This is a genomic window from Flavobacterium sp. 2, from assembly GCF_049949195.1.
Taxonomy (GTDB): domain Bacteria; phylum Bacteroidota; class Bacteroidia; order Flavobacteriales; family Flavobacteriaceae; genus Flavobacterium.
This window is the reverse complement of record NZ_CP188206.1, coordinates 499,122-519,118: the sequence shown is the minus strand read 5'-3', so window position 1 is coordinate 519,118 and position 19,997 is coordinate 499,122. Positions and strand designations below refer to the sequence as shown.

The 19,997-nt window shown below is 34.6% G+C and carries 17 protein-coding genes; 5 read left to right on the top strand and 12 right to left on the bottom strand.

Annotation, left to right across the window (positions count from 1 at the left end; all coding sequences use genetic code 11):
* Positions 1 to 107 precede the first annotated feature (107 nt).
* The 12 genes from ACNFIH_RS02150 to ACNFIH_RS02095 all read right to left on the bottom strand — a co-directional run bounded on the left by ACNFIH_RS02150 (position 108) and on the right by ACNFIH_RS02095 (position 9,603).
* Complete coding sequence (locus ACNFIH_RS02150) at positions 108 to 623, bottom strand: DsbA family protein (protein WP_426485278.1); 516 nt, start codon at positions 621 to 623, stop codon at positions 108 to 110.
* Between the two features lie 12 nt (positions 624 to 635).
* Positions 636 to 1,088, bottom strand: a complete 453-nt coding sequence (locus ACNFIH_RS02145; RefSeq protein ID WP_426485277.1) for a redoxin domain-containing protein — start codon at positions 1,086 to 1,088, stop codon at positions 636 to 638.
* Positions 1,072 to 1,791: a YoaK family protein gene (locus ACNFIH_RS02140; RefSeq protein WP_426485276.1), complete on the bottom strand. Its 720-nt coding sequence runs from the start codon at positions 1,789 to 1,791 to the stop codon at positions 1,072 to 1,074. Before ACNFIH_RS02140 ends, ACNFIH_RS02145 begins: the two co-directional genes overlap by 17 nt.
* A gap of 11 nt (positions 1,792 to 1,802) precedes the next feature.
* Entirely contained in the window at positions 1,803 to 2,843 is a 1,041-nt protein-coding gene (locus tag ACNFIH_RS02135; protein WP_426485275.1) for a cupin domain-containing protein, read from the bottom strand.
* 246 nt (positions 2,844 to 3,089) lie between these two features.
* On the bottom strand, positions 3,090 to 3,641 hold the full coding sequence (locus ACNFIH_RS02130; RefSeq protein ID WP_111289313.1) for an antibiotic biosynthesis monooxygenase: 552 nt from the start codon (positions 3,639 to 3,641) through the stop codon (positions 3,090 to 3,092).
* A 45-nt stretch (positions 3,642 to 3,686) separates the two neighbouring features.
* The gene (locus ACNFIH_RS02125; protein WP_426486708.1) at positions 3,687 to 4,151 is read right to left on the bottom strand and encodes a zinc-binding dehydrogenase; all 465 of its coding nucleotides are present in this window, start codon (positions 4,149 to 4,151) and stop codon (positions 3,687 to 3,689) included.
* Positions 4,132 to 4,650: an alcohol dehydrogenase catalytic domain-containing protein gene (locus ACNFIH_RS02120; protein WP_426485274.1), complete on the bottom strand. Its 519-nt coding sequence runs from the start codon at positions 4,648 to 4,650 to the stop codon at positions 4,132 to 4,134. The genes ACNFIH_RS02125 and ACNFIH_RS02120 overlap by 20 nt, the downstream gene beginning before the upstream one ends.
* Positions 4,651 to 4,661: 11 nt before the next feature.
* The gene (locus ACNFIH_RS02115) at positions 4,662 to 5,093 is read right to left on the bottom strand and encodes a lipocalin-like domain-containing protein (RefSeq protein ID WP_426485273.1); all 432 of its coding nucleotides are present in this window, start codon (positions 5,091 to 5,093) and stop codon (positions 4,662 to 4,664) included.
* Positions 5,094 to 5,143: 50 nt separating this feature from the next.
* Entirely contained in the window at positions 5,144 to 5,710 is a 567-nt protein-coding gene (locus ACNFIH_RS02110; protein ID WP_426485272.1) for a hypothetical protein, read from the bottom strand.
* Between the two features lie 386 nt (positions 5,711 to 6,096).
* Entirely contained in the window at positions 6,097 to 8,304 is a 2,208-nt protein-coding gene (locus tag ACNFIH_RS02105) for an ATP-binding protein (RefSeq protein WP_426485271.1), read from the bottom strand.
* 83 nt (positions 8,305 to 8,387) lie between these two features.
* Positions 8,388 to 9,083: a LytR/AlgR family response regulator transcription factor gene (locus tag ACNFIH_RS02100; protein WP_133524048.1), complete on the bottom strand. Its 696-nt coding sequence runs from the start codon at positions 9,081 to 9,083 to the stop codon at positions 8,388 to 8,390.
* Positions 9,084 to 9,129: 46 nt separating this feature from the next.
* Positions 9,130 to 9,603, bottom strand: a complete 474-nt coding sequence (locus ACNFIH_RS02095; protein ID WP_426485270.1) for a Dps family protein — start codon at positions 9,601 to 9,603, stop codon at positions 9,130 to 9,132.
* A gap of 293 nt (positions 9,604 to 9,896) precedes the next feature.
* On the opposite strand from ACNFIH_RS02095, the gene rpiA reads away from it, so the two are divergent.
* The 5 genes from rpiA (at position 9,897) to ACNFIH_RS02070 (ending at position 19,926) form a co-directional block, all read left to right on the top strand.
* Positions 9,897 to 10,568 (top strand): ribose-5-phosphate isomerase RpiA, encoded by a 672-nt coding sequence (rpiA, locus tag ACNFIH_RS02090; RefSeq protein WP_035644100.1) that lies wholly within the window; start codon positions 9,897 to 9,899, stop codon positions 10,566 to 10,568.
* A 337-nt stretch (positions 10,569 to 10,905) separates the two neighbouring features.
* Positions 10,906 to 13,644, top strand: a complete 2,739-nt coding sequence (locus ACNFIH_RS02085; protein WP_426485269.1) for a substrate-binding domain-containing protein — start codon at positions 10,906 to 10,908, stop codon at positions 13,642 to 13,644.
* 230 nt (positions 13,645 to 13,874) lie between these two features.
* On the top strand, positions 13,875 to 15,233 hold the full coding sequence (locus ACNFIH_RS02080) for a sugar porter family MFS transporter (protein WP_035644095.1): 1,359 nt from the start codon (positions 13,875 to 13,877) through the stop codon (positions 15,231 to 15,233).
* Entirely contained in the window at positions 15,196 to 16,803 is a 1,608-nt protein-coding gene (locus ACNFIH_RS02075; RefSeq protein WP_426485268.1) for a glycoside hydrolase family 32 protein, read from the top strand. Before ACNFIH_RS02080 ends, ACNFIH_RS02075 begins: the two co-directional genes overlap by 38 nt.
* 18 nt (positions 16,804 to 16,821) lie before the next feature.
* On the top strand, positions 16,822 to 19,926 hold the full coding sequence (locus ACNFIH_RS02070; RefSeq protein WP_426485267.1) for a SusC/RagA family TonB-linked outer membrane protein: 3,105 nt from the start codon (positions 16,822 to 16,824) through the stop codon (positions 19,924 to 19,926).
* Positions 19,927 to 19,997: the final 71 nt, after the last annotated feature.

Here is a 19,997-nt window from a genome sequence, read left to right as displayed (position 1 = left end):
AATTGAAGTTGTTACGTAAATTTAATTAAAAATTGGTTCAAAAAATATACTTTCATTCATTAATTGAGAGCATACTATTCGATTTTTAGATTTAATTTTTGAACTATTTATTTCACGATTTCACTCATCAGTTGCAAGAGATCTTCTGCGCCTGCGTTAAATTTTCTACCATTGACAAAAAAAGAAGGTGTGCCATTTACACCGCTTAAAATGCCACTTTCAAAATCGGAATCTACTTTTGTGGCAAGTTCAGATTTTTTGATATCGACATTGAATTGATGTGGGTCTAGCTCCAATTTTTCTACTAATTCTAATAAAAAAGGTTCGTTTAGAAGCCTTTGGTTTTCGTAGATAGCATCATGCATTTCCCAGAACTTTCCCTGCAATGCAGCGGCTTCTGCCACAATTGCTGCAGGACGGGCGTATTGGTGCATTTCTGATAACGGAAAATTTCTAAAAATAAATTTTATCTGTTTGCCGTATTTCGTCATCATTTCTTTAAGAATAGGATAAGCTGCACCGCAATAGGGACATTGATAATCTCCGTATTCGACGATTACTATATCAGCATCTTTTTTTCCTTGTATATGATCAGTTTTACTGACCGCTGGTTTTAGTGACATAATTAATTGGTTTTATAGTTTTTCTAAAGCTTCAAGAATTCCATCTGCTCCTGGGTTTATAGCCATTGGCGAGAGATAACTCCATTGTATAATTCCTTCTTTGTCAATTACAAAGAGGGCACGATTGCATTCGCCTTCTTTCTCATTGTATACGCCATATTTTTTTGAAGTGTCTCCTTTTGGTTCGAAATCAGCCAGTAAAGGAAAATGCAGATTTCTAGATTGAGAAAAGGCCATGTGACACCATTTACTATCTACAGAAATACCGAAAATTGTAGCATCATATTTCTTGAAGTATTTCTGCATTTCGTTGTAAAGTGCCATTTGGTCGCTGCAAACTGGACTCCAGTCGGCAGGATAAAAAGCTAAAATCACGTTTTTTCCTTTAAATTCTGATAAAGTGATTTTTTGATCGGGTGTTGCAAATAAGGTAAAATCTGGTGCAACGTCATTTTTCTTCAGCATAAGATTTATTTTTAAGGTTAAAGTAAGTAATCGGCAGTAACAATGCGCAAGCAAGTAGTAATGCAGCAGGCAAAATAAGCGTCCAATTTTTGAATAAAGGAAGTATAATTGGTACGACAGATGCACCTAGCAAAAAGCCAATCCATAATAGTAAAAGCCGAAGAGCATTGAGTTTATAAAACTTCCGACTGTTTTTATTGCGAGAGAGACTTAACATGGCTGTATTTCTAGCCAGACTATTCAAAGTTCCCGTCACGAAATCGGTATTTATTTTTTGACTTCCAACAGACGTTACAATAGTGTTCATAACACCAGTTGAAAAAAGAATGATAGGTATCGACAATCCGTTGTTTATAGTATAATAATTGGATGCCATTGTATAGACAATTAATATGCCTGAAACGATATAAAATGGCAGTGTCTGAATTTTGGATTCTCTCCACAACGAAATGCAGGTTCCAGCATATATTCCGAAGAAGAAAGAGCCAATTACCGTTAAAGACGAAAGAAGTACATTGAGTTTGCCACTGGATAATGCAATTCCCAATTGTGTGCTGTTTCCGCTTATAAAAGAGACATATACTTTCCATTTTAGGAAACCAGCAGCATCAAGAAAGCCTGCAATAAAGGCTAAAAATATGGCAAGTTTCTCCTGCGATCTAGTTTGTTCAGACGAATCTATGAACTGTGTTTGGACATCCACAATACTTATAATTACGGTTGAATAAACAGTTTGCTTTTAGGAAATTTTTCTATTTCGCCTTCTTCCAAACCAAAATTGGTTACCACCACATCTTTCGGATTTCCTGCAAGCCATTCGCTTAAATCAATAGATTGATAGGTGCCACTATTAAATCCAATTAAGATTTTACAAACTGTATTTCCAGTATTTTTAATGTAATGTCCAGCACCTATTGGTACATAACCGACATCTCCAGCGTTGAATTGTTCGGTAACTACTGTGCTTTCTGCTAAGAAAACAGACATTTCGGCTTGACCAGAAATATAATATTGCCATTCATCAGCATTGGGATGCCAATGCATTTCTCTTAAAGCGCCTGGCTGTAATTCTATAATAGATCCCGCCATTGTGGTGCTGATAGGAAATTCTTTGCTTGTTACCAATCTTTGCAAACCGCCACCTGGAATTATTCTAGGTTGTTGAGAATGCAAGGGATAACGGTGTAAATTGGTCAATTCAATATCTGATTCTTCAGGTCGGGAAGCGGCAGTAAATGATAATTCGTCAGGAACAATCCCGGCTGCAAAATAGGCTTCTTTTTGAGGTAATGCGGCCACTTCTTCCAAAGTAATTCCTAAGTTTTGAGCAACAATTTCTGGAGGCATGCAGGATACAAAATCGGTAACGCTGAAAGTGTGATCTTCGGAAAAATTACCATTATCAAAGATTAAAATAAAATGGCATTCTTCTGTTCCGGTTGCTTGGATTGAATGCCCATATCCTTTTGGAAAATACCAAACATCGCCCGGTTCAAAATTATCAGTGTAGCTTTTGCCATTTGGATGAATAATCGTGGTGCGAACCGTTCCTGAAATAACATAAGCCCATTCTGCTGCATTTGCGTGCCAGTGTAATTCGCGCATACTTCCTGGCTGTAGTCGCATGGAAACTCCTGCAATACCAATAGAAGCTGGAAAATCTTTAACAGAAGCTCCTCTTGTTGTACCGCCGTCATTAGTGCGTGGTTCTTTTTTTTCTAGTTCGTATTTGAAGCTTAATAATTTGGTAGTCATAATAATAGCTTTTTGATGATTAATTGTATTGGTTTTTAATTCTATTGTAAAGCTATTGAAGATATATGCTGAGTATAGTTTGAATTCGTTAAAAGGGCAAAATGAGTCGATGAATTTAGTAAGAGAAACTTTAGGAATAAGTTGAAGCTTTCTGATTATAGAGGATTTGTTTTTTTTAGAGTTTAAACCAAAAAAAATCACTGCAAACTACAGTGATTTTTGATTTTATAATGAGGTAAGTTTTAATTATTTATAAAGCCATTTTTTAATCAGTTTGGTATAATTAGGCATTACAACAAATACCATTAAAAAGACTATGATGCCCGAAATTATTAATCCATCAAAATAATGATTTGACGGTACTTTCAAAAATCTCAAAAAGGGGAGTGCCAATAAAGGAATTAAAAGGGACAATGGATAAATAGCAGACCATGTTACAAGAAATTGTTTCCAGCGAACAGGAACTTTGTTTCCTTCGTTTTCTGCATTAAAAAGAAAATCCAAACCTGATTTTATCTGGTAGTTGTCATTTTTTCTGAATAATGGATTCGCTTTTTTAATGAGCATTTTGCGGTCTTCCGATTCCATCCAGTATTTAAGGTTTTCAATAGTGTCAAATCGAATGATAACCGTGTAAACAAACGTTAAATGCGGAATTGGCCGTACGATCTGCAAATCGATAAAACCATTGGAGTGTTTGGTAATGGGAACAATTTCATCCAGCCATTTTTCATATTCCTGTTCTTTTCCATCCAAAATATGGTGCGTAATAACAACAGATGCGCCTTGATTTTCCATATTACTATTTATTTTTGGTTGAGGTTTAAGGTTTATTCGGACTAATTATCGAACTAAAATAATTTTGCCCGTATGACTGCCATCTTCTAATAATCGATGTGCATCAGGAGCTTCGGTGAAAGGAAAGGTTTTAAAAATAATCGGTTTGAATTGTTTTGACTCGATTAATGGCCAAACGTTTTTCTGCACTTCTTTGGCTAGCTGTTTTTTAAAATCATAGTCTCGACTTCTTAAGGTGCTTCCAGTAATTGTTAAACGTTTTATCATTACTTTCCAAATGTCAAGATCTACATGGCTGCCGCTTACGGCATTAATATGAACTAATCTGCCTTCGGGTTTTAGGATATTGACATTTTTACTCAGGTAATTACCGCCAATCATATCTAAAATGACATCGACTCCTTCTTCCTGTAAAACGGTTTCAAAATCTTGGGTTTTGTAATTGATATAAGAAGCAGCGCCAAGATCGAGACATTTTTGACCTTTTTCATCAGATCCTACTGTTACAATTACACGAATGCCTAGAGAATGAGCAATTTGAATTCCTGTAGTGCCAACTATTACCGCCGTGAATCAAAAGAGTTTCTCCAGATTTTAGGTTTCCTCTCTGAAAAACATTTGACCATACGGTAAAAACCGTTTCAGGCAAACTTGCAGCTTCAGCAAAAGTCAGTCCAGCTGGAATTGGCATGCATTGACCTTCCCGAACGCTTACATATTCTGCATAACCACTGCCAGCGAGAATAGCACAGACTTTATCACCAATTTTTAAATCGGTAACATCTGGTCCGCATTCGACTACAATTCCTGAAACTTCCAAACCTGGAATTTCAGATGAAATTCCAGCTGGTGCAGGATAATTCCCTTCACGCTGGAAGATATCAGAGCGGTTTAAACCTGCTGCTTTAACTTCTATTAATACTTTGTCTCCGCTTACTTCTGGAGTTGGATATTCCTGCAGTTTAAGTACATCTGGAGCTCCAAATTGAGTTATAACTATTGCTTTCATTTGGTTTGCGATTAATGGTTTTTGTTTAATTGTTCTGTTCTTTTCCAAGTGAGTTTATGAATGACCCAACGTGAATTGCTTATAAATGGTTTCTCTGTTTCTAAATGAAGCAATCCATCTTTAAAAAGAACTTTTCTGTTTTGTGTCTCATTTCTCCAATTTTCAAAAAGTGAAACAGACATGGTATGGCTGACTATTTGTTTTTCATCATCAGTTTTGAAGGGACCAGAATAGGCGAGATAAGAGGTACTGTCTTTGGTGTCAGAATGTTCAAAATCAGTATTCATTATTTGTGCCGACATATAGCCGTCGCTGTTATAAATAATAATGCCTTTTGGTTTGGTTCCCATCGGATTTGTAATTTTTCCGTCCCCTAAAGGTACTTCAATCAATTCAACTAATGTCCAAGAACCGATTAGTATTTCAAACAAATTATTTTTCATAATACTCAAAATAATAAGAGCGCACATTGGTGCGCTCGATTTCTATACTATTAAAAAGGCTGATTGTATTTTCCAGTTAATGCTTTGTTTTCTATACTTTTAGCAAAATTTGGAGTTTCTTCATGATTGTGTGCATCAGAAGCAGCTTGTCTTGAAGCAGCAGCGCCAGCTAGATCTACTCCGTGTTCTTTTAAGTATTCAAACATTTCTGGTGTTGCAGTTGCATGAATCTCATTGGTGTAAAGGCAAGTATTTTCATCAATTTTGGTTACTTTAAGTTCCCATAAAACCTGAACTTTAGTACGTCCGTTTTTAGTAATAGAATCTGAGATAGACAACATACGGCAATAATCTGGACGATGAACTGTTGCCACATAATGCTGCACCATTAAAGCGTCGCCAATTGTTTCTACGTTAATAGACATGGGTTCTCCTTCATAGGTGCTGGTAATTCCCGCACCAATATGCTGAGTAGAACAACGTTGGTATTCTGCATCAGGAAGGTTTAAAAGCCAGTCTGCAATATTTACTTTTTCAATAGGAGCATTAATAACTGCAGTTACTGCTGAATGTGATAATGCGTTTTCTTTGGTTTGGATGATTTCCATGATTTCCATGATTTCTTGGTTTTAAATGTTTAACTGAAGTAAATTTACCGCCTTACATTCGTGTAGCATTCCACTATTCATCGAATGGGCAAAAACACTCGTTTAAAGAGCGAAATCAATCGTTTGTTGTTTTGAAGTTTGGAATGAAGGCAATAAAATTATCACAATCTGAGAAAACATAACCAGTGGTTTCAACCACTGGAACACAAAGAAAATCACGTTTTATAATTAAAGCAGAATTATTTCACAACAAGTAATCTCAATCTGAGACAACATAACCAGTGGGAACGCAAAGAACAAAAAAAAGACCGCCTTTTACAGACAGTCTTTCAATTGAATAATATATAGTAAGATGGTTTTTCTTGAATTTAAAACGAGCTCTTGTCTTATTTATTTCACAGTGATTCTAAAAAAACTTTAGCTTCTAAGAGAGACGAGTTCAAAATCTTTTCGACATCATTTAAAATTTGCTGTAAAGTTGCATTTTGTTCTGTAGCCAATTCAAGAATATCAAGTTTTTCTTCTAAAAGAGGCAATAGTCCCATTATAGCAGCACTTGATTGCAAGTCATGTGCTCTAAGTTTCACCATTTTAAAATCTTGATTTTGATAAGCCGTGATAAGCTGTTCTAAATCTAGTGGGACATTGTCAATAAACTGTTTGGTCACAGTTTGTTCAAACGCTTTATTACCACCGCTTACCGATTGCATATACGAAAGATCAATATGTTGAAAAACAGGATCAGATTGTATAATGTTTGTTTCTTCCGAATTTGATTCTTTCAGTCCAAAAGCAGCAATCAGTTTAAAAAGTTCTTCCTCTTTTATAGGTTTTGAAATGTATTCGTTCATTCCTCGGCTCAAACATCTTTCTCTTTCGCCAGGCAGGGCATGTGCTGTCATGGCAATTATGGGAATATCCAGTTTTAAGATTTCTCTAATTTGCTGCACAGCCGTATATCCATCCATTTGAGGCATCTGTAAATCCATTAATACAAGATCACAATCTTTTTTCCTTAGATATTCGACTGCTTCCAAACCGTTGGAAGCCATTTCAAAATCAACATTCCATTGAGAGAGCAAATGTTTCATTAAACTTTGATTGATCGCGTTGTCATCTACAACTAAAACTCTCAAAGCGGTATTTGAGATATCTTTAAAGTGGTTAATATTGGCAATAGGTTTAGAATTGAGCTGTTCTTTAGCAATATCATACGGAATATAAAAGCTAAAGGTTGTTCCTTTTCCTTGTTCACTTTTTACTTCAATATCACCGTTTTGCAATAAAATCAGTTTTTTTACTATTGATAATCCTAGGCCAGTTCCACCGTAATTTCGAGTGGTAGAGTCTTCACCTTGATTGAATCTTTCAAAGACTTCATTTAGTTTTTCTTTATCAATTCCAATTCCCGTGTCCGTAATTTTAAAGCCTACAATGACCTTGTCTTCATGTTGTAGTTTGTTATAGACCTCAATGCTTACAGATCCCTGATGGGTAAATTTTATGGCATTTCCAATGAGGTTTACCAATATTTGAGTTAATCTCGTGGCATCACCAATTAAAGTATCAGGGATCGAAGTATCGACTTTACTGGAGATGGTTAATTTTTTTTCTTTTACACGTTCTGAAAAAAGCGTTTCAACCGAATCCAATAATCCGTTGATGCTGAATATTCCAGGCGTAATACGCATCATTCCAGCCTCAATTTTAGATAAATCGAGTATGTCATTAATAATGGTCATTAAATTTTCGCCCGAACGCTGAATAGAATTCACAAATTCTGCGGAAGTTTCATCCAAAGGCCTTTTTTGTAATAAATTGGTGAAACCTAAAATACCACTAAGCGGCGTTCTGATTTCATGACTCATATTAGCCAGAAAATTTTCTTTGGTCTGAGCGGCGATCGATGCTTTTTTTTCTGCAATATCCAATTCTTTAATCAGAAAATGTTGTCTTCTAAATTGGCGCATAATATGATACCCTATAACGGCACCACTCAAAACTAGTAAAACTAATAAGGAGATGTCGTAAAGTTTTGCTCTTTGACCCATTTCCACACTTAGATTTCGCAACTCTACCATGCGCAATTGACGCTTATGGTAAATCTTTGCTGTAATATCGGTAATCTCATTAGAAATTATTCTGGCTCTAGGATTAGCAATTGAGCTATCATCATCCATATTTCCTAAAGAATCAAAACGATGCAGGAGTTTTCCTTTTGTGACCATTTTATCCTGAGCCAAAACTCCGAGTCTTTGTATTAACTTTTCCTCTTCAGGATCGGCATTATCCACAGAAAGGGAATCGAGAAAATTTCTAATCTGCCTGATCTTTTGATCGATTCCTTCTAAATGTGTAGTGTCATTAGTAGCGATCGAAGCTCGAATTCTGCTTTCGACACCCAAAATATCGCGGTCAATTTCTCTTAAATGATTGCTGGAACGCAATTCGTTTAAAAGGGTATTATTATTACGTATGAGTTCTTTAGTATTTTGAGCCGAATTAATTTGTACAGCAATCAATAATATACTGCATAAAATAAAACTGCTAATTATAAAATAACTAAAGCGTTTGTTACCCATTACGGTAGACGTATTTATCATAAAATAAGTGTATATGAAATTGTACTATCTTAATTCAATAAGATAGGAATCTAGTTTACGCAGCAGAAAAAATAAAATGACATTTAGAATACATTCATCCTAGTGTTAAGTGCTTTTCTGTAAGCATCTGCAACAGGAATAAATTTTTTGTTAATCATAATACCGCCATCTTGTAAAGTGTCAATTTTACCAATAGAAACAATATAAGAACGATGTACTCTAATGAAATCATCTTTTGGCAGACGTTCTTCGGCAGTTTTCATTTTGCCGTGAATGGCAAACATTTTTTCTTTGGTGTAAAACTTTACATAATCTCCCATTGCTTCTGCATAAAAGATATCATCCAGTTTTAAGCGTCTTGTAATATTCGAATCTCTGACGAATAAGAATTCTTCTTTGCCAAATTGCACATTTTCTTTTCGGCTTTCAATTATAGACTGCGCTTTACTTACTGCCTGTAAAAATCGGGCAGGAGTAACTGGTTTTAGAATATAATCTGCGATATTCAATTCAAATGCCTCCAGCGCATATTCTTTTTTAGAAGAGGTAAAAATGATGATGATATCTTTCCCTGCGAGATTTTTTGTCAGCTCAATTCCTGTCATCTCAGGCATTTCAATATCCAAAAAAATTAAATCTACCTGATTTTCCTGTAAATGATGATACGCTTCAATGGCGTTAGAATATTCATTTACAACAGTAAGATTCGGAATTTGTTTTGCCAAATGAGATAAAGTAGTTCTTGCAATATCATTGTCATCAACAATTAACGCTTTCATGGTATTTGGTTTTTGGTTTAGACAAATATACTTATTCCTTGTTATTTTATCTAAAGTAAGAGCGTATCATCCATGCCATTTCTTCATGAATTTCTATTAAACCAGTAATAAAATCGCTTGAACCATAATCTTTGTAATCATCGGCAAAAGGAGTAATGTTGCCACGAATAAATTCAATGATGCTTTCATGGTCTTGCAATAGATCTTTCATAAATCCTAAACCATCGTTTGTTCTTTCACTGTATTCTGTAAGATGCGTCAATTCAAGATAGGACTTTAAGGTTGCTGGTGCGTAGTGGCCAATTTTGCGCATACGTTCAGCAACGCTGTCAATGATTTCATCTAGTTGTTTGTACTGATTTTCAAAGAAGATGTGATTCGCATGAAAATTATCGCCTGTAACATTCCAGTGTGCATTTCTGGTTTTGGTGTAAAGTACAAATTCATCTGCTAACAGTTTTGCTAATTCATTAGAAACAGCGTTTGTGTTTTTTTCTGTAATACCAATGCTTGCTTTCATAATTTCAAGTTTTTAAGTTATAAGCAGTAATGCTTTGTTTTCTTATGTAAAGGTCTTTAGAAAACTTCTTTAAAAAGTATGATTTTAGGTAAACAGGCAAAATGAATCGTTGAAATGAAGAAGGTGTCCTTTTAAGTAGTTTTTAGGTTAAAAAACTCCAGTATTTTTTAATGACAAATTGGAAACATAAATTAATATTAGTGTATTGGATAAGAACAGAATTTATTAAAAAAATAAATTTGTAATAGAATTTACTACTACTTTTAATTGAAGATTCACAAATTTTATAAACCATGAATTTAGAACAAGAAAAAGAGTTTGCGGCAAAAGAAGCAGTTAAATTACTAACTGATAATATGATTGTGGGATTAGGTACAGGTTCAAGCTCTGTTTATGCAATAAGAGAAATTGCAAAACTTGTCAGCAATGGCCTAAAAATAAAAGCGGTACCAACTTCTAATAAAACTAAAGAACTTGCTGAGGCTTTAAATATTCCTTTGATTGATATTAATTTGATAAATTCAATAGATATTACAATTGATGGAGCAGATGAATTTACCTCTGACTTAATTTTAATCAAAGGCGGTGGGGGTGCATTGCTTAGAGAAAAAATTGTAGCCTCATTAACAAAACAAGAAATTATAATAGCGGATTCATCAAAAGAAGTAAAACAAATAGGAAAATTCAAAGTCCCAATTGAAGTAATTCCATTTGCTTCAAATTATATTTTAAGTCAAATTAAAATATTAAATGGTATTGGAAAAATTAGGATGGAAGGAGATAGACCATTTAAAACAGATCAGGCAAACAATATTATAGATGCTGATTTTGGCATCATTTCTGATCCTGCTTCTTTATCTAAAAAGTTAAATGATATTAATGGAATTGTTGGACATGGAATATTTATCGGTCTGACAAGTAAAGTTATCATGGGAAAAGGAGATTCAACCATAATTTTTGATTAAAGCGGAATTATTCAATTTAATAGTTTTTATGTGAGCTTCTTTTTTACAAAACCGCCTTAGATTTCTGTGCCACTTTTGGAGGGAACTCCAAAACCCTGTTACCACGATTTTACATTGAACTTTACTGAAATGTTGGCAAAGAAAATTTGTTGATTATAATAATGAGAAAATTATGAGGTGTCATTGTTAAAACTTAAAAGTTTAATTTTATCTTTACAATCATATACACACTTCTTACTTGTCATAACAAAATAATCCTTCCTAATTATTTTGGCAAGTTACTGGTTTAAGAAGGTATTTTCGAAAGTCACTTTCATTTACATAAACTTATAATTTCATGTATCAAACTGTAAAATATATTTTGCTGCTTTTTTTAGCATCATTAACTTTAATTTCCTGCAAACAAAAACTGAGCGATAAAATAAAAGTTGGATTTTCTCAGGCTATGACTACAGATGATTGGCGTAAACAAATGAACAGCTCAATGAAGATTGAAGCTTCATTGCGGCCTGAGGTAGATTTAACTATAAAAGACGCCAATAATAATATCGAGAAACAGATAGAAGATATTGAAAGATTCATATCTAATAAAGTTGATGTTATTATTGTCTCTCCAATTCAATCTAAACCTTTGACTGCAGTTGTAGAAAAATCAATAAAGGCAGGAATTCCTGTTCTTGTTGTAGATCGAAAAATTGAGGGAGAAAGCTATACTGCTTATCTTGGAGCTGATAATATCGAAATTGGCAGAATTGCTGCCCGATATATTATCTCTCACAGTAAAGGTTCTGGCAAAATCATTGAAATAACAGGAGCAAACGGTTCTTCACCAGCATATGAACGTAGTCTTGGATTTGATCAGATTATCAAAGAAAATAAGCGTTTTAAGATCGAAAACACTATAAATGGCGATTGGGAAAAAGAGTCAGTCAAAGTGCCTTTAAAAGCAATTCTTTTACAAAATCATGACATCGAATATATTTTTGCTCATAATGATCGTATGGCTTTAAGTGCCTGGGAAACTGCCAAAACTGTTGGTTTAGAAAAGAAAATCAAATTTATTGGTGTTGACGGACTCAATACAGTAAATGGGGGGATAGAATTGGTAAAAAGCGGAGTTTTAGACGGTACAATACTATATCCGACAGGAGGAAATGAAGCGTTGAAATTGGCTTTAAAAATGTACAATAAAGAAGCAATTGCAAAAAATAATATTCTAAATACAATTGTAATAGATAAGAATAATGCTGAAATTATCGAAAATCAAATGGATAAAGTCGATCAACAGCAAACAGTTATTGAGTCACAACAGGGAGCGATAAAGGTTCAGGAAAGAGAATATGCTTCGCAGAATAACTTGGTTCGGTTGCTGAGTTTTTTCTTAGTGATTATTTTGAGTTTGACGATTTATAGTATTTATTCAACTATTTCTATTTCAAGAAAGAAAAAACAGCTTGAAAGAATTAATCAAACCGTAATTGATCAGAATAATGAAATTCAGGAAATGGCTCAAATTGCTCAAAGAAGCAACGAAGCAAAATTGAATTTCTTTACTGGACTTTCGCATGAATTTAAAACACCCATAACGCTTATTATGAGTTATGTAGAGTCGTTGATTGAAAATGAAAAAATTAAAGGTACAGCACTGATTGACGAAGTAAAACTAATTCATAAAAACTCAAATCGATTGCTCAGATTAATAAATCAATTGTTGGATTTCAGGAAGATTGAAGAACAAAAATTTGCACTTAGAGCTTCCAATACAAAAATTTACGATTTCACAAATGAAGTCATGGCTAATTTTAAAGGCGAAGCTGCCCGAAGAAATATTGATTTTCAGCTTACTTGCAAAAATAAAAACTTGGAATTGTTTATCGATAGAGGATTGATGGATAAAGTGTATTTCAATTTGCTTTCTAATGCCTTTAAATTTACACCCGATAACGGAAAAATCAGCATTTCAATTATCGACAATCAAGATAATACAGTTAAAATCAGTTTTAAAGATTCTGGAATCGGAATACCCGAAAATGAATTATCGAATGTTTTTAATCCTTTTTTCAGGGCTTCAAATAATAATAAAAACAGTTCGGGAATTGGACTTCATCTCTCAAAAGAGTTTGTGCTCTTACATCAGGGAACGATAGAATTGAAATCAAAACAGGGAAGCGAATTCTTAATTACCTTATTGAAAGGAGTAAGCCATTTACAGCCTTCTGAAATTATAAATAAAGCTGAAAAACTAAATGAAACACCAAGTTTAATTACAGATAATCTTGATATAGAATCTGATTTGAATGAGAAAAATGTAATTTCTGAATCTGAAAAACATACACTTTTGGTTATAGAAGACAATATAGATTTGGTTTCATTTTTAAAAGCTAAATTATCTTATGAATATGTCATTTATACTTCTGACGGAAGCGATGCTATTGAAAAAGCAATGGAAATTGTTCCTGATATTATCATTTGTGACATTAATTTGGTAGACAAAGACGGTTACGAAATCAGTAAAGAATTGAAAAAAGATTTGCGTTCATCACATATTCCTATTATTATTTTAACAGCGCAAAGTAATAAAGAATCAGTTTTAAAAGGCTTGCAAAGTGGAGTAGATCAGTATCTAACGAAGCCTTTTAGCCTGTCTATTTTAAAACAATCTATATCAAGTCTGCTTTTCAACAGAGAGAAACTTCGTTATTACTATACTAATAATATATATCGTGTTGAACCTGAGTCGAAATTTGGCAATCAGGAACAATCCTTTATTACCAAAATGAATGACATCATTAAGAAAAACGTCGAAAATCCCAAATTCTCTGTTGAAGATTTAGCCGATAAACTCGGAGTTTCGAGAGTTCAGTTGTATCGAAAAGTAAAAGCAATTATAGGAATTAATATAAGTGACCATATCAATAATGTAAAATTGGAGAAGGCGGCAGAGCTTTTAAAGTCAAATAATATGAATATTTCTGAAATTGCGTACTCACTTGGTTTCTCTTCTCCCAACTATTTTTCTACAGCTTTTAAGAATAAATTTGGAATTTCACCAAAGGAATACAAATCTTCCAATTAATATTGGTTTAAAATTGATGCAATTTAGGTATCAATTTTAAACCTAATGTAACAAAATCGAAACTACAAGGTTTTCGTAAATAAATTTTAAATTATCTAAAGCCTTGTAAATAAGGCTTTTGTTATTTAAATATCAAACTGTCAGTATTTATAGAATTAAATTGTAACATCATTAAAAATAAGTTGTTTTTTTTGCGGATATCTTAGCAACAAGTTTTTAATACATCTACAATGAACAAGATATTGATTTGGTCTGTTACTGCTGCACTGGCAGGTTTTCTATTCGGTTTTGATACCGTAGTTATTTCTGGAGCTGATAAACAGCTACAGCTTCTTTGGCATTCATCTGATGCTTTTCATGGATCTGTTGTTATGGCAATGGCACTTTGGGGAACAGTTGTAGGTGCCATTTTTGGTGGAATTCCAACCAATAAAATAGGTCGTAAAAAAACACTGTTCTGGATAGGAATTTTATACTTTCTTTCTGCTATTGGTGCTGCTTTTGCAAATGATCCATTTGTATTTGCTGCTTTCAGATTTATTGGAGGCTTGGGTGTTGGGGCTTCAACTATTGCAGCGCCGGCCTATGTTTCCGAAATTGCTCCGGCTGACAAACGCGGACGTTTAGTAGCGCTGTATCAGTTTAATATTGTACTTGGAATTTTAATTGCATTTATCTCCAACTACTTTTTAAAAGATATTGGAGAAAATGCCTGGCGTTGGATGATAGGAGTGCAGGCTATTCCTTCTTTTATTTACATTCTTTTTATACTTACAATTCCAGAGAGCCCAAGATGGTTATTATCTAAAAACCGAGATGAAGAGGCTCGTAAAGTTCTGTTTCAAATTGATCCGTCTGCTGACCTAAAAGACATCATGGATGATTCCAGAGAAAATGGTGTTACAAAACATGAAAATATCTTCATGAAGAAATACCGTTTTCCGTTAGTATTGGCTTTTTTAATTGCATTCTTTAACCAATTTTCGGGAATCAATGCCTTTTTATATTATGCGCCAAGAATTTTTGAAGAAGCAGGTTTAGGACAAAATACGGCTTTATTAAGTAGCATCGGAATCGGAATTACGAATCTTATATTCACTTTAATCGGCGTAGCATTAATTGACAAATTAGGAAGAAAGTTGTTAATGTACATTGGTTCTGTGGGATATATTATTTCTTTAGGATTGGTTTCGGCTGCCTTTTATTTCAATTGGGGAGGCTTATCTGTACCTATTTTCCTTTTCTTATTTATTGCTTCTCACGCCATTGGCCAAGGGGCAGTTATCTGGGTTTTTATTTCCGAAATTTTTCCAAATCACATTCGGGCTTCTGGACAGGCATTTGGGAGTTCAGTACATTGGGTTTTGGCAGCAATTATCCCATCTTTAATTCCGATGTTATTTTCAGAAATTGGCCCGGAAGTAGTATTCTTAATTTTTACATTGATGATGGTGCTGCAATTACTGTTCGTAATTTTTCTGATGCCAGAAACCAAAGGAGTTTCTTTAGAAGTATTAAGTGAAAATCTAACCAAAAAAAATATCAAAAAAAATGAAATCAAAGAAACATCTACCGCTGGCATTTTATAGTGCGATACTCCTCTCAGTAGGGGGACTTAAACCGTATTCGGCTGTGGCGCAAATAACTGCTGTTTCAGTATCAGCATCTTCAGAGGAGCAAATGTACCGCCCTAATTTTCATTTTACACCAAAAAAAGGCTGGATGAACGATCCTAACGGAATGTTCTATGCAGATGGAAAATATCATTTATTCTACCAGCATTTTCCTGATGGAAATAAATGGGGACCGATGCATTGGGGACATGCCGTTAGTAAAGATCTCATTAAATGGGAAGAGTTGCCTATCGCGATTTACCCGGATAAGAATAGATATATTTTTTCAGGAAGTGCTGTTGTAGATTCAAACAATACTTCTGGTTTAGGAACGGGGAAAACGGCTCCAATTGTAGCAATTTATACGCTGCATGATATGACAAAAGAAAAAGAAAATAAAATTGATGTCGAGCAGCAGGACATTGCTTTTTCGAATGACAATGGTTTTACATGGCAGAAATTTGAGGAAGGAAATCCTGTCATAAAAAACCCTGGAATTCGAGATTTTCGTGACCCGAAAGTAACTTGGGATGAAACGAATAAGCAATGGATTATGGTTTTAGCAGCACAGGACCGTTCTCAATTTTATAAATCCAAAGACTTAAAAAACTGGGAATATTTATCTGATTTCGGAAAAAATATTGGGGCACATGGAGGTGTTTGGGAATGTCCAGATTTTTTTGAAATAAAAGTACAAGGGTCAAATGAAACCAAATGGGTTTTAATTCAGAGCTTAAATCCAGGAGGTGTAAATGGAGGTTCCGGAACGCAATATTTTATTGGAGATTTTGATGGAACTACTTTTACATTAGACCCAAATTTTGCCAAAAGAGTAGAACAGGAAAAGGCTGTTTGGATAGATTATGGGAAAGACAATTATGCTGGTGTAACTTGGAATAATGTTCCAAGTGCTGACGGACGTCGATTATTTATCGGCTGGATGTCTAATTGGGAGTACGCGCAAGATGTTCCAACATTTGCATGGAGAAGCAGCACTACAATTGCCCGCGAAATTCAGTTGATAAAAAAAGGAAATGCTTATAGTCTGATCAGTAATCCGGTAAAAGAAATCAATAAATATGTTTCTAAATCTATAAAAAAGAAAAACCTAAAAGGAAAAGGCAATCTTTCGATTTCCGGATCAGGGAAAATTGATTTAACTAAGGCAATTATTGATTTTAAGCTGAAAAACATAAAACAAGACACGTACACTTTTACGCTTTCAAATGAAAAAGGTGAGTCTTTGACTTTCGGAATCAATAATTCAGATCATTATTTATTTGTAGATCGTTCGAAGTCTGGAAAAAATGATTTCTCTGAAAAGTTTGCAGCAACGATCACAAAAGCAGCTTTAAACGGGAATCAAAAAGAAGGTGTTTTTAAAATTATTTTAGATAAAACCTCTATTGAAATATTTTACAACAATGGCGAAAAAGTTATAACAGAAATCTTTTTCACAAACCAGCCATTTACATCTCTATCAGTTTCTTCAAAGGAGGAAATTGAATTGAATAACCTCGTAATTAACCAATTAAATATAAACTAACTAAAAACCACTAACCTCATGAAAAGTAAAATTATTTATTTTCTATTTTTCTTCTTTCCGGTGCTACTTATGACGGCTCAGGAAAATGGAGTAAAGGGAACGGTATTTTCTGCAGATGACGGAATGCCGCTTCCAGGAGCAACCGTACTTATTTCAGGTACAAATACCAGTACAGTAACAGATTTTGATGGCAATTTTTCGTTCGGCAATATAAATTCAGATGCGGTTCTTGTAGTTTCCTTTATAGGATATGCTCCACAATCTATTCCTGTTAAAGGCCAAAAAACGATCAATGTAACTTTAAAAGTAGACAACAACCAGCTAAATGAAGTTGTAGTAACAGGATACTCCAAACAAAAGAAAACGGATATCACCGGAGCAGTTGCCGTTGTGAACATGAAGGAAGTCATGAAGCAGCCGGAGCCAAACCCAATCAAAGCTTTGCAGGGAAGAATTGCCGGAGTAAAAGTATCTTCAGATGGTTCGCCGAGCGGAGGAAATACAAAAGTGGTAATTCGTGGTGTTGGAACTTTGAACAACACAGATCCGCTTTACGTTATTGACGGAATGCCGACAAAATCTGGAATGCATGAATTAAATCCTAATGATATTGAAACGATTCAGGTTCTGAAAGATGCTTCTTCAGCGAGTATTTATGGTTCCCGAGCTTCAAACGGAGTAATCATCATTACAACCAAAAAAGGTAAAGAAGGTAAAATGAGAATCAATTTCAGTACCTATGCTTCCTTTTCTGATTATTCAAGAAAGTTAGATGTCCTAAACGCAAACCAGTTTGGACAGGCACTTTGGCAGGCAAATATTAATGATGGCATAAATCCGAATAATAATAATTTGCGTTATCAATTTGACTGGTCGGTTAATAACAACAAACCGCAATTGAACAAAGTTTTGGTTCCGGAATATCTTGATGCGCAACAAACCATTAAAGCTTCAAATACAGATTGGTACGATGCGATTTCTCAAACTGGAGTTGCCAATTCTTATGATTTGTCTGTATCGAATGCTTCTGATAAAGGAAATTATGTTTTCTCGTTAGGTTATTATGGAAATGAAGGTGTTGTAAAAACAACAGATTTCGAAAGAATTTCTGCGAGAATGAACAGTTCTTATAAATATTTTGATGGCAAATTAGTTATCGGAGAAAACTTCAGTTTAAACCGTACGAACGAAGTAACAGATCCGGGCGTTTTAGATCCTGCACTTAGAGCTCTACCAATTATTCCGGTGCACACTGTAGACGGAATAGGCTGGGGAGGGCCAGTTGGTGGTATGAACGACAGACAAAATCCGGTTCGTCTTTTAGAATATAATAAAGATAACAAATACGATTATTTACGTCTTTTTGGTAACGCTTACGCGGATTTGGAAATCATTAAAAATCTGCACATCAAAACCAGTTTCGGAATGGATTATGGTTTTTACAAAAAACGTACGCTGCAAAGAAGCTACAAATCAGGTTATCTGCAAAACGATCAAACGTCTGTTACAATCGATCAGTCAATCAGCGACAAATGGACTTGGACGAATACAGCAATTTACAGCTTAAATTTTGGAAAAAGCAATCTTAATTTGATGGCGGGAACGGAGATGTATAAAGATACTTATGATACAAACACGTTACGTAAAAATGACTTTTTGATCGAAACGCCGGATTATATGTATCCAGATGCAGGAACTGGAGAATCTTTTACCAGCGGAACTTCGACTGTATATTCTTTGCTTTCTTATTTTGGAAAAGCAGATTACGAGTTTGATAATCGCTATTTGGTTTCGGCAACAATTCGTCGTGATGGTTCTTCTCGTTTTGGAAAAAACAATCAATTCGGGACATTTCCGGCAGTTTCAGCGGGGTGGAGAATCAGCAATGAAAACTTCATTAAAAATAGTGCTCCTGTTTTTTCAGACTTGAAATTAAGAGCAGGCTGGGGACAAACCGGAAATCAAGAAATCAGCAATACGGCAGTTTACTCGCTTTATCTGGCAAGTTACGCAGGCGGAAGTCCAACTTGGGCAACGTCTTACGGAACAGCTTATGATATTGCAGGAAACGGAAACGGATTACTTCCATCTGGTTTTATTGCAACACAATCAGGAAATGATGATTTGAAATGGGAAACCACTACGCAGACCAACATTGGTTTGGACTTTGGTTTATTCAAACAAAAATTAAGCGGATCTGTAGATTATTATATCAAGAAAACAGATGATATTTTGGTATTGCCACCTTATTTAGGAGTTATTGGAGAAGGCGGAAACCGATGGGTAAACGGAGCTTCTATGGAAAATAAAGGTTGGGAGTTTTCTCTAGGCTATCATGACGAAACTTCATTTGGACTGAAATATGATATTTCCGGAAACATTTCGGCAAACAAAAATAAGATTACAAAACTGCCGGATGAAGTAAAAAATAATTACGGTGGCGACGGACTGAATGATAATATTTTAGGACGACCAATTAATTCGATGTACGGTTATGTTACTGACGGGTTGTTTACTAGCCAGGATCAGGTTGATAATTCGGCAAATCAGGAAGGAAAAGGACTTGGAAGAATTCGTTACAAAGACTTAAATGGAGACGGGACAATTACAGATAAAGACCGCACATGGATCGGAAATCCAAATCCGGGATTGTTGTATGGAATTAATTTAAACTTAGCTTATAGAAACTTTGATTTCACTACTTTCTGGGAAGGTGCAAGCGACGTGGATGTTATCAATAACACCAAATATCAGACTGATTTCTGGAGCGTTGATGATGTGGGATCAAACAAAGGAACTCGTTTGCTGAATGCATGGTCCTTAGACAATCCAAATTCTACAATCCCTGCGCTGACAACTGTTGATAGAAATGCAGAGTCTAGATTTTCAACTTATTACGTAGAAAATGGAAATTATCTTAAACTTAGAGTTTTGCAGTTTGGATATAGTTTTCCTAAAGAATTACTGAAGAAATTGAATATGGAAAGTTTTAGACTTTACATCAGCGGACAGAATTTGTTGATTATTGATGCTAAAAGCTTCACAGGAGTTGATCCGGAAAATGCTGGTTTTGGATATCCTCAGCCGACAACTTTTACGGCTGGTCTTAATTTTACTTTATAACAAAAGATTAAAAAAATGAAATCGCCATAATTCGAAATGGGAAATGATAAGAAAGAATGGCGATTCCATAT

Bases quoted from the DNA above. Each gene is read 5' to 3' on its own strand.
- ACNFIH_RS02080 (WP_035644095.1), top strand. From the start codon at position 13,875: ATGAACAAGATATTGATTTGGTCTGTTACTGCTGCACTGGCAGGTTTT.
- ACNFIH_RS02135 (WP_426485275.1), bottom strand. From the start codon at position 2,843: ATGACTACCAAATTATTAAGCTTCAAATACGAACTAGAAAAAAAAGAA.
- ACNFIH_RS02120 (WP_426485274.1), bottom strand. From the start codon at position 4,650: ATGAAAGCAATAGTTATAACTCAATTTGGAGCTCCAGATGTACTTAAA.
- ACNFIH_RS02105 (WP_426485271.1), bottom strand. From the start codon at position 8,304: ATGATAAATACGTCTACCGTAATGGGTAACAAACGCTTTAGTTATTTT.
- ACNFIH_RS02145 (WP_426485277.1), bottom strand. From the start codon at position 1,088: ATGCTGAAGAAAAATGACGTTGCACCAGATTTTACCTTATTTGCAACA.
- ACNFIH_RS02085 (WP_426485269.1), top strand. From the start codon at position 10,906: ATGTATCAAACTGTAAAATATATTTTGCTGCTTTTTTTAGCATCATTA.
- rpiA (WP_035644100.1), top strand. From the start codon at position 9,897: ATGAATTTAGAACAAGAAAAAGAGTTTGCGGCAAAAGAAGCAGTTAAA.
- ACNFIH_RS02110 (WP_426485272.1), bottom strand. From the start codon at position 5,710: ATGGAAATCATGGAAATCATCCAAACCAAAGAAAACGCATTATCACAT.
- ACNFIH_RS02070 (WP_426485267.1), top strand. From the start codon at position 16,822: ATGAAAAGTAAAATTATTTATTTTCTATTTTTCTTCTTTCCGGTGCTA.
- ACNFIH_RS02130 (WP_111289313.1), bottom strand. From the start codon at position 3,641: ATGGAAAATCAAGGCGCATCTGTTGTTATTACGCACCATATTTTGGAT.
- ACNFIH_RS02075 (WP_426485268.1), top strand. From the start codon at position 15,196: ATGAAATCAAAGAAACATCTACCGCTGGCATTTTATAGTGCGATACTC.
- ACNFIH_RS02150 (WP_426485278.1), bottom strand. From the start codon at position 623: ATGTCACTAAAACCAGCGGTCAGTAAAACTGATCATATACAAGGAAAA.
- ACNFIH_RS02100 (WP_133524048.1), bottom strand. From the start codon at position 9,083: ATGAAAGCGTTAATTGTTGATGACAATGATATTGCAAGAACTACTTTA.
- ACNFIH_RS02095 (WP_426485270.1), bottom strand. From the start codon at position 9,603: ATGAAAGCAAGCATTGGTATTACAGAAAAAAACACAAACGCTGTTTCT.
- ACNFIH_RS02115 (WP_426485273.1), bottom strand. From the start codon at position 5,093: ATGAAAAATAATTTGTTTGAAATACTAATCGGTTCTTGGACATTAGTT.